Source organism: Rhizobium pantanalense (assembly GCF_030182525.1).
In the GTDB taxonomy this organism is placed as follows: Bacteria; Pseudomonadota; Alphaproteobacteria; order Rhizobiales; family Rhizobiaceae; genus Rhizobium.
Genome location: NZ_JAQJCH010000001.1, coordinates 768,653 through 783,684, shown reverse-complemented (window position 1 = coordinate 783,684; position 15,032 = coordinate 768,653). Strand labels below are relative to the sequence as shown.

Genomic DNA, 15,032 nt, shown 5'->3' with positions numbered 1-15,032 from the left:
TTTCTCAACCGAAATTGCGCAAAAGAGCGAGACATCTTCGTGGATCACACCCTTCTGCAATCCACGCTTCGTGAATTACAGGTCATCCAGCGTTCACCGCGCTTCTGGGCGACTTTCGTCACGATCGTCCTGATCTTTGCCCTGACTGGCCCCTATGGCACCCTTGATCGGTTGATGCCGGGAGCTCGCCTAGGCTATTGGCTTGTTCTACACGCCATGGCGTGGTCGATCGCGATCATCTTCGCCATCATCGCCGAAATCCTGCTGCGTGGGCAAATAGTAAGCATGTTCGCCAAGATGATGATCGGTTCCGTCGCCGCCGCATTGCCGATCGGCTTCGGCATCGCGCTCATCGACTTCGCATTCTTCGGCACAATGCCCACGGTAGCCGGCAGCCTGCGCCAGTCCCTCGGCTCCATCCCCCTCTGCGCCCTCTTCTGCATTCTTGCCTATATGACCATGCATCGGCAGATAGCGATCGCAGCCGGAGGAACAGAGTTCGAGGAGAGGAAAACAGGATCCGTCGCGACTGAGCATCAACCGCCGGCATCGCAGCCGCCGATTCTCTCACGCCTGAAACCGGAAAATCGGGGAGCCCTGATAAGGCTTACCGTTCGCGATCATTACACCGAGGTCGTCACAAGTCGCGGGCGCGAACTCATCCTGCTGCGCTTCGGCGATGCTCTTGCAGAAACCGGCAATATAGAAGGTATCCGCCTGCACCGATCGCACTGGGTCGCGGCGGACCATGTTAGCGGCCTGAAACGCGACAACGGCAAGCTTTTCGTCGTCGCGCGCGATGGAATAGAGATGCCCGTCAGCCGCTCCTATGCCGAAGCCGTTCGGCGGCGTTTCGGCTGATGACGACGAAGCCGACAGAATTCGTGTCGATTCCGCCATTTATGGGGTTCCGTTTACAAATACATTTGCCTATAAGCCGCTTCTAGCCTGAAAATATTGCCCATAGCGCCCCCGGCCGGTGACCTCCCACCCTGGCCGGTTTTTGGCGCAACGAAAAAACGGATGTGAGCCCATGCCGAAGCGCCAAGATATCAAATCGATCCTCATTATCGGTGCAGGACCGATTGTTATCGGACAGGCTTGCGAATTCGACTATTCGGGCACGCAGGCCTGCAAGGCGCTGCGAGAGGAAGGCTACCGCGTCATCCTCGTCAACTCCAACCCGGCAACGATCATGACGGATCCGGGTCTGGCGGATGCGACCTATGTCGAACCCATCACGCCCGAGGTCGTCGCCAAGATCATCGCCAAGGAGCGCCCGGACGCGCTTCTGCCGACCATGGGCGGCCAGACTGCGCTCAACACCGCGCTGTCGCTGAAGCGCATGGGCGTGCTCGACCGCTACAATGTCGAGATGATCGGCGCGAAGCCCGCCGCGATCGACATGGCCGAAGACCGCGCCCTCTTCCGCGAAGCCATGGCCCGCATCGGCCTCGAAACGCCGCGCTCCATGCTCGCGAACGCCACCGACATCAAGGATGCCGACCGCAAGACGCATGAGGCCGAGCGGAGCAAGCTGAAGGCATCGCTTTCTGGCCCCGCGCTCGACAAGGCGCTCGACGAACTGGAAAACCAGTGGAACCTCGGCGAAAGCGACCGCAAGCAGCGCTATATGAGTCACGCAATGGCAATTGCCGCGCAGGCGCTCGATCATGTCGGCCTTCCCGCCATCATTCGTCCGTCCTTCACGCTGGGCGGCACCGGCGGCGGCATCGCCTATAACCGCTCGGAATTCTTCGAGATCGTCGGCGGCGGTCTCGACGCCTCCCCGACCACGGAAGTCCTGATCGAAGAATCGGTTCTCGGCTGGAAGGAGTATGAGATGGAAGTCGTCCGCGACAAAGCGGACAACTGCATCATCATCTGCTCGATCGAAAACATCGACCCGATGGGCGTTCACACCGGCGACTCGATCACCGTTGCGCCGGCACTGACGCTGACGGACAAAGAATACCAGATCATGCGTAACGCCTCGATCGCGGTTCTGCGCGAGATCGGCGTCGAAACCGGCGGCTCGAACGTACAGTTCGCGGTCAATCCGAAGGATGGGCGCCTCGTCGTCATCGAAATGAATCCGCGCGTGTCGCGCTCCTCTGCGCTTGCCTCGAAGGCAACCGGCTTCCCGATCGCCAAGGTCGCCGCCAAGCTCGCCGTCGGCTACACCTTGGACGAACTCGAAAACGATATTACCGGCGGTGCAACCCCTGCATCCTTCGAGCCGTCGATCGACTACGTCGTCACCAAAATCCCGCGCTTCGCCTTTGAAAAATTCCCCGGCGCCTCCCCGGTTCTGACCACGGCCATGAAGTCGGTCGGCGAAGTCATGGCAATCGGCCGTACCTTCGCGGAATCGCTGCAGAAGGCGCTACGCGGCCTCGAAACCGGCCTGACAGGCCTGGACGAGATCGAAATTCCCGGCATCGAGGAAGGCGAAGGCAGCCAGAACGCCATTCGCGCCGCCATCGGTACGCCGACGCCCGACCGCCTGCGCATGGTCGCCCAGGCGCTGCGCCAGGGCATGAGCATTGAAGAAGTGCATGAAGGCTGCAAGATCGACCCCTGGTTCCTCGAGCAGCTGAAGAACATCGTCGATATGGAAGAGCGCATCCGTGAGCACGGCCTGCCGCAGGATGCCGCCAATCTGCGTATGCTGAAGGCCATGGGCTTCTCCGACGCGCGTCTCGCAACGCTGACCGGCAAGCGCCCGAAGGAAGTGGCGGAGCTGCGCAACTCGCTGAACGTTCGCCCGGTCTTCAAGCGCATCGACACCTGCGCCGCCGAATTCGCCTCGCCGACGGCCTATATGTACTCGACCTATGAGACGCCCTTCGTCGGCGCGGCTCGTTCCGAAGCCCAGGTTTCCGACCGCAAGAAGGTCGTCATCCTCGGTGGCGGCCCGAACCGTATCGGTCAGGGTATCGAGTTCGACTATTGCTGCTGCCATGCCGCCTTCGCGCTGAAGGATGCCGGTTATGAAGCCATCATGATCAACTGTAACCCGGAGACGGTTTCGACCGACTACGACACCTCGGATCGTCTCTATTTCGAGCCGCTGACGGCCGAAGATGTCATCGAAATCCTGCGTGCGGAACAGGAAAAAGGCGAAGTCGTCGGCGTCATCGTCCAGTTCGGCGGCCAGACCCCGCTCAAGCTCGCCGAAGCGCTGGAAAAGAACGGCATCCCGATCCTCGGCACCGCTCCTGATGCGATTGACCTTGCAGAAGATCGCGACCGCTTCCAGAAGCTCCTGATGAAGCTCGATCTCAATCAGCCGAACAATGGCATTGCCTACTCCGTCGAGCAGGCGCGCCTCGTTGCCTCCGAAATCGGCTTCCCGCTCGTCGTGCGCCCGTCCTACGTTCTCGGCGGCCGCGCCATGCAGATCATCCATTCGGAAGGCCAGCTGCAGGGTTACCTGCTCGATACCGTTCCGGAACTGGTGCCGGAAGATATCAAGCAGCGCTACCCCAATGATAAGACCGGCCAGATCAACACGCTGCTCGGCAAGAACCCGCTGCTCTTCGACAGCTATCTGACCAACGCCATCGAAGTCGACGTCGATTGCCTGTCCGACGGCACCGACGTCTATGTTGCCGGCATCATGGAACACATCGAAGAGGCCGGCATCCATTCCGGCGACTCCGCCTGCTCTCTGCCCCCGCGCACCCTCTCCGCCGCCATGATCGATGAACTCGAGCGCCAGGCGAAAGCCATGGCCAAGGCTCTGAATGTCGGCGGCCTGATGAACGTGCAGTTCGCCATCAAGGACGACACGGTCTACGTGCTCGAAGTCAACCCCCGCGCCTCGCGTACGGTGCCCTTCGTCGCCAAGACTATCGGTGCGCCGATCGCCAAGATCGCCGCGCGCGTCATGGCCGGCGAGAAGCTGGATGCGACCTTTGCCGCCTATGGCGAAAAGCCCGATCCGCGCAAGCTGAAGCATATCGCCGTCAAGGAAGCCGTCTTCCCCTTCGCCCGCTTCCCGGGTGTCGACACCCTGCTCGGGCCGGAAATGCGCTCGACCGGCGAAGTCATCGGCCTCGATACGGATTTCGCGCTCGCCTTTGCCAAGTCGCAGCTCGGCGCCGGCGTGGAATTGCCGCGCGACGGAACGGTGTTCGTCTCGGTTCGTGACGACGACAAGCCCCGCGTGCTGCCGGCCATCCGCATGCTGGCCGAACAGGGGTTCAAGGTGCTTGCAACCGGCGGAACCCAGCGCTTCCTCGCGGAGAATGGCATTGAGGCGACCAAGATCAACAAGGTCCTTGAGGGACGTCCACATATCGAGGACGCAATCCGCAACCGCCAGGTCCAGCTCGTCATCAATACGACCGACAGCAACAAGGCGATCTCGGACTCGAAGTCGCTTCGCCGCGCGACGCTGATGCAGAAGGTGCCCTACTACACCACCATGGCCGGCGCCGAAGCAGCCGCCATGGCGATCAAGGCGCTGAAAGCCGGAAACCTCGAAGTTCAGCCGCTGCAGAGCTATTTCTGAAGCAGCCAATTCGACCGTGGGGGAGCGTGAGCAGGATAGCCGGCTTACGTTCGCTGCGGCCCCGCCAGCCGATCGAATGATCAGGGAGCTGCAACAGGAGCTTTTCCTTAAACCTTCGAATTTTCTGGCATTCGTCTGTCGCAATCTGCTATAGGTGACAGAATAACGGCTCTGGATGGTTCCGAAGTACCCCTTCGGGACCTGTTTTCTTTTGTGTCTGCAGCAGAGCAACACAGGGAGTGAAGGACAAGAAAAATGGTTGAAAAGGTACCGATGACGCAGAACGGGTTCGTCAAGCTGCAGGAAGAACTGCGCTGGCGTCAGCAGGAAGAGCGCCCGCGAATCATCGAGGCAATTGCAGAAGCGCGCGCCCACGGCGACCTCTCCGAAAATGCCGAGTACCATGCAGCCAAGGAAGCCCAAAGCCACAACGAAGGCCGCATCACCGAGCTTGAAGACCTGACGGCACGCGCCGAGGTCATCGATCTCACGAAGATGTCCGGCTCGAAGATCAAGTTCGGCGCCAAGGTCAAGCTCGTCGACGAAGATACCGAGGAAGAGAAGATCTACCAGATCGTCGGCGACCAGGAGGCCGATGTGAAGGCAGGCCGCATCTCCATCTCTTCCCCGATCGCCCGTGCCCTGATCGGCAAGGAAGTCGGCGATTCCATCGAGGTCAATGCACCCGGCGGCGCCAAGGCTTACGAAATCCTCTCCGTCTCCTGGGGCTGATCGCCCGTGCGCGATCGCGAGACAGCGCATGCGAGCGATCTCCGTGAGATCGAAATCATAGCAACGAATTTCAAACGCCGGCTTTCCGGCGTTACGTCTACGATCGTGCAGCTCATCCCCAAGCAGGTCGAGCTCGGCTATCACATCGCCACACTCGGACCTGGCCTGCCGGAATATCTGCCGAAACTCGGTTGGCTGCGGCTCCCCGGCCTCTGGGTGAAGCCGCGCCGCTATCGTGTGCGCATCTGGCATGCCCGCCGTAACAACGAAATGCTTGTGGGTTTGCTCCTGCGCTCCGTTCTGCGCATGCGCCTGAAGCTTGTCTTCACCTCCGCAGCCCAGCGCCGCCACACTGGCTACACGCGCTGGCTGATCCGCCGCATGGATGCCGTGATCGCCACCAACACCCGCTCGGGCAGCTTTCTCGAAGTGTCGCACACCGTCATCCAGCACGGCGTCGACCTCAACAGCTTCCATCCACCGGAAAAGCCTGACGACCGCATGGCCGCAACCGGCCTGCCCGGCACCTATCTGATCGGCTGCTTCGGCCGCGTCCGCCATCAGAAGGGCACGGATCTCTTCGTCAAGGCGATGATCGAACTGTTGCCGCGCTATCCGGACTGGACCGCCGTCGTCTGCGGCCGTGTGACAGCTGAACATCGCGGTTTTGGCGAGCAGTTGCAAAAGATGGTGGCCGACGCAGGTCTCACCGATCGCATCCGCTTCATGGGCGAAGTCGACGATATCAAGCCCTGGTATCGCCGCACCACCCTCTATGTCGCCCCTTCCCGCAACGAGGGTTTCGGCCTGACGCCACTGGAAGCCATGGCCTCCCGCACCGCGGTCGTCGCTTCGGATGCCGGCGCCTATGCCGAAATGATCGTGCCAGGCGAAACCGGCGCCGTAGTGCCGGCAGGCGACGGCGAGGCTCTCACCAGAGCGATCGCATTCTATCTTGCCAATCCAGAGGAAACACTTCGCCAGGGCGAGAATGCCGTGCGCCATGTGCGCAGCGAATTCGCTTTGGAAAAGGAAGCAACCGCCATCGGCGAGGTCTACAAGCGGCTGCTCGGCGCCAATAGCTAGGCGGATCGATCAGCGACCAAGATCGATACGGTTGCGCTCGATGAAATCGATCATCGAGCGATCCTCCACCATGTCTTCCTCGATGCTTTTGACGATGGACAGTACCTTGTCCCGATATTTCGTCGCACTGCTGTCATAAGTCCATCCCCGCGCCAGCTTCTCCATCAGCTCTTGCTGGGATTTCGTATAATAGTGGTTCAGCTGCAGAAAACGGTTCGAATAGAATTCCGGGGACTTCCGCGCACGCCGGGTAAACCGCTTGCCGGCGTCATTGGCCGTCAGATCGCCATAAGCCCGCGTCTGGAACTGGTGCACACTGACTTCGGTTACTTCACAGGGATCAACGATGCATTTGAAGTTACTGACGTTTTCCTTCGATGTCATCGGATCGGCGCCACGCATCGTATAGTTCAGCGTCAACGGCCCATCGGGCGGCGTCTCATGGCCGCTGGTCGCAAACATATGCCAGGGCAGCGACACATTCGGAAAATCGCCGACGGCCTCCAGCGCCTGCTCAACCGTCGCGGCCTCCTTCGGCAGGAGGAATTCGTCGACATCGATAAACGCCATCCAACGGTAATCGCCACCGAAATTCAGGATGGCATGCGCGAAGGTGATGACCTGGCCGTTCAGTACCGCCGATGTGGCCGCATCGCGCATGCGCCCAGCCCAGGGAATAATCGTCAGCGCGTCTTCGGAGAGCAGGCTTCGAAGAAACGAGCAGGTCTCGTCCGTCGAACCATTGTCATAAATATAGAAGTGGCGAATGCCGACCGCCTGGTGGAAACGCACCCATTCCTCGATGTAACGGGCTTCATTCTTCACGCAGGCGGCAATGGCGATGCCCTGGCGCCCTGCCCTAGGCTCAGGCGGATCGATGGACAGCTTCTTGGCGTCGGACGCCTTGGGTTTCAACCAGCGCATAAGCTTCATTCCATCGACCCTAATTACACAGCAGCCTCGCCGGCTCCGGCGAAGATCACGCCCGCGGCTTCAATGCAAACCTGTCGTCGTAACCAAAATCATATTTGAGCAACGCCGAAATGCGGGAATAGTTGACGAAAGAGACGCCGCGCTCGGCTGCGATCTGCCGCGCAAGCACCAGATGCTCGATGATACGACTCTCTGCCCGCGCAATGCCGGAGAACGCCATGTCGCCGGGAGTCTCATAAAAGCGCGGCTCGCCAGCATTGGATATATCGATCCCCAGGAAGCCGACCTGCTGCTGTGCGCAGTAAAGGGCAAATTGCAGGGCCGATACCGCAACGGATCCGCCCAGAAACACCCCGCGGTCCGGCGAAAGCGAAAAACCTGCCGACCCCTCGGTATTCAATCGCACATATTGCAGTTTCCTGAGGTCGTCGACCGAGCGGCGGCGCGCACCATAGGGCTTGCGGATATCGTCGATCAGGATGATGGTCTTGTCCGCCAGCCAGCTTTTGTCGATCTCGCACAGCGCACGCAGCACCGCCACGGAAAACAGACAAAGCGAGCCGGGAGCCACTTTCTCGCGCAGCATGTTGAGATGCCGCCAGACGAAACGCTCATCTTCGACAGCAATTGCCAATGGCTCGGCGATCCTGTCGCCTGACAGGCCGATGGCACCGTTAAGAAGAATGGCACTGCGGAATTCGAGGCCGCTCAGATCGCAATCGCGAATCGATGGACCCGAGCCGACGATGTAGACCGCTTCGCCGCAGCGTTCGCGCAGACGGTCCATACCGGCAAGGCTCGCGACCTTGACGCCGCGGTAAAGTACCTCGCTGACATTCTGGCTGCGGACGATGCTGAGCCCCGGAAACCAGTCCTGCACATGAGCCCGCGAGCCGCCCAGGAAAAGGCGCACGCCAGACTTGATCAGCGACCGATGCCAGGGGCGATCCGCCATTCGCCTAGAGCTCCACTAGGCCGAGCTTCTTGACTTGCCGGATGGTCAGCATGGTGCGCACGGTGTCGACATGCTCATTCGCCGTCAGAACCTCGATGACGAAGTCCTGGAAACGGGTAAGGTTTTCCGCAACGCAGTGCAGCAGAAAATCGCTGTCGCCGGACACCATCCATGCCTGCCGAACGAGCGGCCATGCCGAAGTTGCGCTGGCAAAAGCCTTGAGGTTCGCTTCCGACTGATGCTTAAGGCCAACCATACAGAATGCCACAAGATCAAAGCCCAGTTTTGGGCTGTTCAACATGGCGTGATAGCCTTCGATAACCCCGGCCTCTTCCAGCTTGCGCACGCGGCGCAAGCATGGCGGTGCCGAAATGCCGACCCTGTCTGCGAGCTCGACGTTGGTCATGCGTCCATCTCGCTGGAGTTCCCGCAGAATCTTGATATCGATGGCATCGAGCTCAGCGCGAAGCACTTTCTTGCCTTTCTTTAATTCTCCCTCGCCAGCTTCTATATAAGGCAGGAAAATACGCAAGAAAGTTTCTCTCGCGTAGTTGATTCTTACACAAAGCAGATTTGCTCTGTGTGTAATGCAAGGCTGCCCTTGAATAAATGCATAAGGCAATCATAAATGAAGCGCGGATCGCGAAATCGCCTGTTTTGCGCGCTTGAAGCCGCGGTTTCGCAATCGCCGAATTGAAAGGACTGACTATGCCTGCCCGCCACACGAAGGTGCTCATCATCGGTTCCGGCCCCGCCGGTTACACCGCCGCGGTTTATGCCGCGCGCGCGATGCTGCAGCCCGTTCTGATCGCCGGTCTCGAACAGGGCGGCCAGCTGATGATTACGACTGATGTCGAGAATTATCCGGGCTTTGCCGACCCGATCCAGGGACCATGGCTGATGGAGCAGATGCTGCAGCAGGCCCAGCATGTCGGTGCCGAGATCGTCAACGACCTCGTGACCGAAGTCGATACCAGCAAGCGTCCTTTCGTTGCCCATACCGATAGCGGCCAGGTCTGGACCGCCGACACGCTCATCATTGCCACCGGCGCCAAGGCGAAATGGCTTGGCATCGAGAGCGAACAGCATTTTCAGGGCTTCGGCGTTTCGGCCTGCGCCACCTGTGACGGCTTCTTCTATCGCAACAAGGACGTAATCGTGGTCGGCGGCGGCAACAGCGCCGTCGAGGAGGCGCTCTATCTCTCCAATATCGCCAAATCGGTAACCGTGGTGCATCGCCGCGATACTTTCCGCTCGGAAAAGATCCTGCAGGAGCGCCTGTTCGCCAAGGCAAACGTCAAGATCCTTTGGAATACTGAGGTTGCCGAAATCACCGGCACGCCTGCCAAGCCGCCGATGCCGCCATCGGTCACGGGCGCACGCCTGCGCGATGCGCGTACCGGCGCCATCACTGAAATGCCGATCGACGGTGTCTTCGTTGCCATCGGCCATGCGCCGGCGACCGAGCTCTTCAAGGGCAAATTGAAACTCAAGGACAATGGCTATCTCTGGACCGCCCCCGATTCGACCGCGACCAGCGTCGAAGGCATCTATGCCGCGGGTGACGTGACCGACGATACGTTCCGCCAGGCAATCACGGCAGCAGGAATGGGCTGCATGGCCGCGCTTGAGGCGGAACGCTATTTGACCGGGCACATGCCCGTCGCCGTGGCTGCGGAGTGATGCAGCCGATGAGGGGAAACGGCATGCCATTGGATTGGGATAAGCTGCGTATCTTTCACGCGGCTGCCGAAGCGGGCTCGTTCACGCATGCGGCCGACAAGTTGCACTTGTCTCAATCCGCCATTAGCCGACAGGTCAGTGCTCTCGAGCAGGACGTTGGCATCAAGCTTTTCCACCGCCACGCGCGCGGCCTCATCCTGACCGAACAGGGCGAGCTGCTCTATCGCACGGCCCATGACGTTCTGCTGAAGCTCGAAACGGTCAAGATGCAATTGACCGAGACGACCGACAAGCCGAGCGGCAAGCTGCGCGTGACGACCACAGTCGGTCTCGGCCAGGGCTGGCTCACCGACAAGATCCAGGAGTTCCTGCAGCTCTATCCGGACATGCAGATCCAGTTGATCCTCGACAATGAGGAACTGGACGTGAACATGCGCCATGCGGACTGCGCCATTCGTCTGCGCCAGCCGCAGCAATCGGATCTGATCCAGCGCAAGCTGTTCACCGTGCACATGCACGTCTATGCCGCCCCCTCCTACATCAACCGCTACGGCGAGCCGCAGTCGGTGGAGGATCTGGACGAACATCGCATCATCAGCTTCGGCGAACCTGCGCCGAACTATCTGCTCGACGTCAACTGGCTGGAGATCGCCGGCCGGTCTTCGGATAACAAGCGCGTGCCGCACCTGCAGATCAACAGCCAGACGTCGATCAAGCGCGCCTGCCTGCTTGGTATTGGCATCGCGGTATTGCCTGACTATATCGTTGGCCGCGATCCTGGCCTCATTCAGCTTGCCATCAATGCCGACGTGCCGTCCTTCGACACCTATTTCTGCTATCCCGATGAGATGAAGAACGCGGCCAAGCTTAAGGTTTTTCGTGATTTTATTGTAGCGAAGGCTCGTAATTGGAATTTCTGACGAAGGTAAGTCACTGATAACGAACTCTTTTTACCGCTAGTATATCAGCCACGCATATGATGCATAGCTGATATGCACAAATGAGAGTTGAAGCCTGCCCATTTAACTACCATATCGCACATAGCTGATGCACACGGTGGCTTTTCCTCCCAGTTCCACCGCATTGGCTGTTCCCCTCTGGAGGTTTTTGACCTTCATACCTATAGGGCCCTGGTTCACTCCGGAGGCCCTTTTTTTTGCCCTTTTGCCGCCGACGTAGCAAACGCATAACTGCCATGCACAAAAAAGCATTGCGCACTGCACAAATTAGCATCATAACGCACTCAGCTGATGCACACGGTGGCTTTTCCTCCCAGTTCCACCGCATTGGCTGTTCCCCTCTGGAGGTTTTGACCTTCACACCTATAAGGGCCCTGGTTCATTCCGGTGGCCCTCTTTTTTTGCCTAATTTCTAAGCACGCACGTCGACAGCCTTGCCGAAAATAATATTCAGCGTCGCTCTTGATATATCGAAAATCGTCGATACATAAATCGCAATTATTCGATATTCATATGGTGAACGCCATGGACAAGAACGAGATATTGAAGGCTCTGGCCCATCCGGCCCGGCTCGAAATCCTCAATCACCTCAAAGATCCGCACACCCATTTCCCGACCCAGGAACACCCATTGGAGCTTGGCGTCTGCGCTAGCCAGTTCGAGCGCTGCGGCCTGTCGCAATCGACCGTCTCGGCACATCTCGGCACGCTGCATCGCGCCGGCTTGGTGACGACGCGACGCCTTGGCCAGTGGATTTTCTACAAGCGGAACGAGGAAACGATCGCCGAATTCCTAGCGGCCATGCAGAAGGAACTCTGAAAATGTCTGCTGCGCTCCCTGTATTTGCGCCCATGTCCCCGGTCACCGGCGCAATCTTCCCCAAGAAGCTGCTGCCTTAACCACCATAGTTCTTCGGACCTGGCGATCGCCTCGTCCTGATTTCCCGCCCCCAATAGAAAGGACGATCCATGACCAAATTATTCGAACCGACGAAGCTGGGTGATATTTCCATCGCCAACCGCATCATCATGGCACCGCTGACGCGCAATCGCTCGCCGAATGCAGTGCCGAATGAACTGAACGTCAAATACTACGCCCAGCGCGCCACTGCTGGCCTGATCATCACCGAAGCAACGGCGATTACCCATCAGGGTCAGGGCTACGCCAACGTTCCCGGCCTCTACAGCAAGGAAGCGCTCGATGGCTGGAAGAAGGTGACGGATGCCGTGCACGCCAATGGCGGCAAGATCGTCGTGCAGATGTGGCATGTCGGCCGCATCTCCCATACGACCCTGCAGCCGAATGGTGGCAAGCCGGTTTCGTCGACCTCCAAGCGCGCTGAGAATTCGAAGACTTATCTGGTCAACAGCGACGGCACCGGCGGCTTTGCCGATGTTTCCGAACCGCGTGCGCTCGAAACCTCAGAAATCCCGGGCATCATCGAAGATTACCGCAAGGCGGCCCGCGCCGCGATCGATGCCGGCTTTGACGGTGTCGAGATCCATGGCGCCAACGGCTACCTGATCGACCAGTTCCTGCGCGGCAATGTCAACGACCGCACCGACCAGTATGGCGGCGCAATCGAGAATCGTGCCCGCTTCCTGTTCGAAGTGGTCGATGCCGTCACCAAGGAAGTCGGCGCAGGCCGCACCGCGATTCGCATCTCACCTGTCACGTCTTCCGGCGATGCCAGCGATCCGGCCCCGCAGCAGCTCTTCACCTACGTTGTCGAAGGACTGGCAAGGTACGGCCTCGCCTATATCCACGTCATCGAGGGCCAGACCGGCGGCAAGCGCGACTCCCTGCCCTTCGATTATGATGCTCTGCATGCAGCCTACAAGGCCGCAGGCGGCAAGGCCGGCTGGATGGTCAACAATGCTTATACCCGCGAGATGGCGATCGAAGCCGTCGACAGCGGCAAGGCCGATGTCGTTGCCTTCGGCAAGCCGTTCATTTCGAATCCGGATCTTGTCCGCCGTCTGAAGGAAAACGCACCGCTCGCCCAATGGGACCAGGCAACGCTCTACGGCGGCGGCGCCAAGGGCTACGACGACTATCCGACCCTGGACGAAGTGGCCTGATCAGGGCTTCCCAGCCAGATTGGGCTTTCGACAAAGAGCCTCGCAACCTATGTTGCGGGGCTCTCCATATCGGCTTCTGAAGCGGGTGAAATGAGCCATTCACGCAGTTTGCAGGCAACCGATCGATACAAGGCTTGCCCTCACCGCTTCATCGATCGGCGTATGCGGTTCCTCGCCAAGAACAGCCACCAGCCTATCGTTCCGCATCTGCAACGGCACGTCCCAGAGATAGCTCATTTCGCGCAGCTCCCGCATCAATGTCACGAAGGGCGCGGCGAGCGGCACCATCCACCAGGGAAACGACTTCACCTTTACCTTGTACCCAAGGACGCGCTGGACGGCTTCGATCATCTGCCTGCCGTCTCCATCCCAATGACCGCGCATATGATAGACGGCAAAGGACGGCAGCTGGTCCCCCTTCTCGATCAGCCGAATCATGATCTCGGCGGCATCGGGCAGATAGGCCCATTGGTGGCCGACGCCGCGCTTGCCCGGATAGGTCATCGAACTGACCGGCTTGCCCGGCGTCACCATCGCCTGCGAAAACCAGCTGTTGGCGCGGGAGCCGCCGAAGAAATCACCGGCGCGAACGATGATAACGGGCGTATTGCCCTGCTCCGCCGCAGCCTTCAGACGCCGCTCCATCTGCACGCGGATGGCCCCCTTGCGGGTCTTCGGCCGTTGGGCGCTGTCTTCCGTGACATTCGGGAAAACATCAGGACCAAAATTATAAACCGTACCGGGCAGCACGATCCGCGCACCGACCGCCTTGGCGGCGGCAATGGTGTTGTCGAGCATTGGCAGGACGACCCTACCCCAATTGCGATAGCCGGGCGGGTTGACCGCGTGCACGATGACATCAGCGCCCTGCGCCGCCTTCAGAACATCATCCGCCTGCATGGCATCGCCCTGGAACCAGTCGAACTCCGGCTGGCGGCGGGCCGCCTCGGCCGCATTGCGGTTCAGAGCCCGGATGCACCAGCCGCGAAGGGCAAGTCCTTCCGCGACAGCACCGCCAATGCCGCCGGTCGCGCCAAGTATCAGGGCCGTCTTCGTGCTTTCTTTATTATTGCTCATCGTCATCTCCATCGGTTTCGATGGACTGACTATGCTAGGTATTGACGATAAACGAAATTGCTGAAAAATCTGTAGATGATATACATAAATGTATGACATCACTATCTGAACCAAGTTGGGATTTCTATCGCACTTTTCTCGCCGTGCTGGAGCACGGTTCCCTGTCGGCTGCAGCGCGCGAACTCGGCCTGACACAGCCGACGGTTGGCCGTCATATCGACGCCTTGGAACAATCGGTCGGTGCGGAGCTGTTCACGCGTTCGCAACAGGGGCTATTGCCGACCGACACCGCCCTCGTTCTGAAACCCTATGCCGAGACTTTGGCGAGCACGACCGCCGCACTGTTGCGCGCAGCCTCCGGCTCAAAGGATAAGGTCAGCGGCACAGTGCGCATCAGTGCGAGCGAGGTCATCGGCGCGGAAGTGCTGCCGCCGATCCTTGCCAAGTTACAGGCAAGCTATCCCGATCTGATCGTGGAGCTTTCAGCCTCCGATACGGTGGAAGATCTGCTGCAACGCGAGGCCGATATCGCCGTGCGCATGGTCGCGCCGGCGCAAGAAGCACTGCTTGCCCGGCATATCGGCATCATCTCTCTCGGCCTCTTCGCCCATCGCAGCTATATCGAGCGGTACGGCAAGCCAGAAACCTTAGAGGAGCTGCGTCGGCACAAGCTCATCGGCTTCGATCGCCAGACTGCTTATATACGCATGATGCTGAAGCGTTATCCGATGCTTGAAGGCGTTTCTTTCAGCTTTCGTTCCGATCACAGCATCGCGCTCCACAATGCGCTGCGCGCCGGCATCGGCATCGGTTTCTATCAGATCCCCTTTGCAAGCCGCGATCCCAACCTCATGCAGATATTGCCCGAGATCGAGGTGGAGATCGACACCTGGATCGTCATGCATGAAAATCTGAAGACATCGCCACGCTGCCGCGTGACATTCGATGCCCTGGTGACGGGTTTGCTTGATTACATCAAGGAAAACAACCTGGAGAATGGATTTTGA

At 59.4% G+C, this 15,032-nt stretch carries 13 protein-coding genes; 9 read left to right on the top strand and 4 right to left on the bottom strand.

Annotated elements, in window-relative coordinates; all coding sequences use genetic code 11:
- Positions 1-39: 39 nt before the first annotated feature.
- The 4 genes from PH558_RS03740 (at position 40) to PH558_RS03725 (ending at position 6,337) form a co-directional block, all read left to right on the top strand.
- Positions 40-861 (top strand): LytTR family DNA-binding domain-containing protein, encoded by an 822-nt coding sequence (locus PH558_RS03740; RefSeq protein ID WP_285202247.1) that lies wholly within the window; start codon positions 40-42, stop codon positions 859-861.
- Between the two features lie 172 nt (positions 862-1,033).
- Entirely contained in the window at positions 1,034-4,519 is a 3,486-nt protein-coding gene (carB, locus tag PH558_RS03735; RefSeq protein WP_095435376.1) for a carbamoyl-phosphate synthase large subunit, read from the top strand.
- Positions 4,520-4,774: 255 nt separating this feature from the next.
- Positions 4,775-5,251, top strand: a complete 477-nt coding sequence (greA, locus tag PH558_RS03730) for a transcription elongation factor GreA (protein WP_069612629.1) — start codon at positions 4,775-4,777, stop codon at positions 5,249-5,251.
- Positions 5,252-5,257: 6 nt separating this feature from the next.
- Complete coding sequence (locus PH558_RS03725; protein ID WP_285202245.1) at positions 5,258-6,337, top strand: glycosyltransferase family 4 protein; 1,080 nt, start codon at positions 5,258-5,260, stop codon at positions 6,335-6,337.
- A 9-nt stretch (positions 6,338-6,346) separates the two neighbouring features.
- On the opposite strand, the gene PH558_RS03720 is transcribed toward PH558_RS03725, so the two are convergent.
- Genes PH558_RS03720 through PH558_RS03710 form a run of 3 tightly spaced genes read right to left on the bottom strand, consistent with a single transcriptional unit; the run spans position 6,347 to position 8,697 of the window.
- Positions 6,347-7,261, bottom strand: a complete 915-nt coding sequence (locus PH558_RS03720; RefSeq protein ID WP_285202243.1) for a glycosyltransferase family 92 protein — start codon at positions 7,259-7,261, stop codon at positions 6,347-6,349.
- 55 nt (positions 7,262-7,316) lie between these two features.
- Positions 7,317-8,225: a glycosyl transferase gene (locus PH558_RS03715; protein ID WP_285202242.1), complete on the bottom strand. Its 909-nt coding sequence runs from the start codon at positions 8,223-8,225 to the stop codon at positions 7,317-7,319.
- Between the two features lie 4 nt (positions 8,226-8,229).
- The gene (locus PH558_RS03710) at positions 8,230-8,697 is read right to left on the bottom strand and encodes an Lrp/AsnC family transcriptional regulator (RefSeq protein WP_015340578.1); all 468 of its coding nucleotides are present in this window, start codon (positions 8,695-8,697) and stop codon (positions 8,230-8,232) included.
- A 236-nt stretch (positions 8,698-8,933) separates the two neighbouring features.
- Between PH558_RS03710 and trxB the strand changes: the two genes are divergently transcribed.
- The 4 genes from trxB (at position 8,934) to PH558_RS03690 (ending at position 12,948) form a co-directional block, all read left to right on the top strand.
- Entirely contained in the window at positions 8,934-9,908 is a 975-nt protein-coding gene (gene trxB, locus PH558_RS03705; RefSeq protein ID WP_095435379.1) for a thioredoxin-disulfide reductase, read from the top strand.
- Positions 9,909-9,931: 23 nt separating this feature from the next.
- On the top strand, positions 9,932-10,828 hold the full coding sequence (locus PH558_RS03700; RefSeq protein WP_092711607.1) for a LysR family transcriptional regulator VtlR: 897 nt from the start codon (positions 9,932-9,934) through the stop codon (positions 10,826-10,828).
- Positions 10,829-11,392: 564 nt separating this feature from the next.
- On the top strand, positions 11,393-11,686 hold the full coding sequence (locus PH558_RS03695) for an ArsR/SmtB family transcription factor (RefSeq protein WP_069612851.1): 294 nt from the start codon (positions 11,393-11,395) through the stop codon (positions 11,684-11,686).
- A gap of 149 nt (positions 11,687-11,835) precedes the next feature.
- Positions 11,836-12,948, top strand: a complete 1,113-nt coding sequence (locus tag PH558_RS03690; RefSeq protein WP_285202235.1) for an alkene reductase — start codon at positions 11,836-11,838, stop codon at positions 12,946-12,948.
- Positions 12,949-13,047: 99 nt separating this feature from the next.
- Here the strand turns inward: PH558_RS03690 and PH558_RS03685 are convergent, their stop codons facing one another.
- Positions 13,048-14,025 carry an SDR family oxidoreductase gene (locus PH558_RS03685; RefSeq protein ID WP_285202234.1) on the bottom strand — a complete coding sequence of 326 codons (978 nt, stop codon included), beginning with the start codon at positions 14,023-14,025 and terminating at the stop codon, positions 13,048-13,050.
- A gap of 92 nt (positions 14,026-14,117) precedes the next feature.
- Between PH558_RS03685 and PH558_RS03680 the strand changes: the two genes are divergently transcribed.
- Positions 14,118-15,032 carry a LysR family transcriptional regulator gene (locus PH558_RS03680; protein ID WP_285202233.1) on the top strand — a complete coding sequence of 305 codons (915 nt, stop codon included), beginning with the start codon at positions 14,118-14,120 and terminating at the stop codon, positions 15,030-15,032.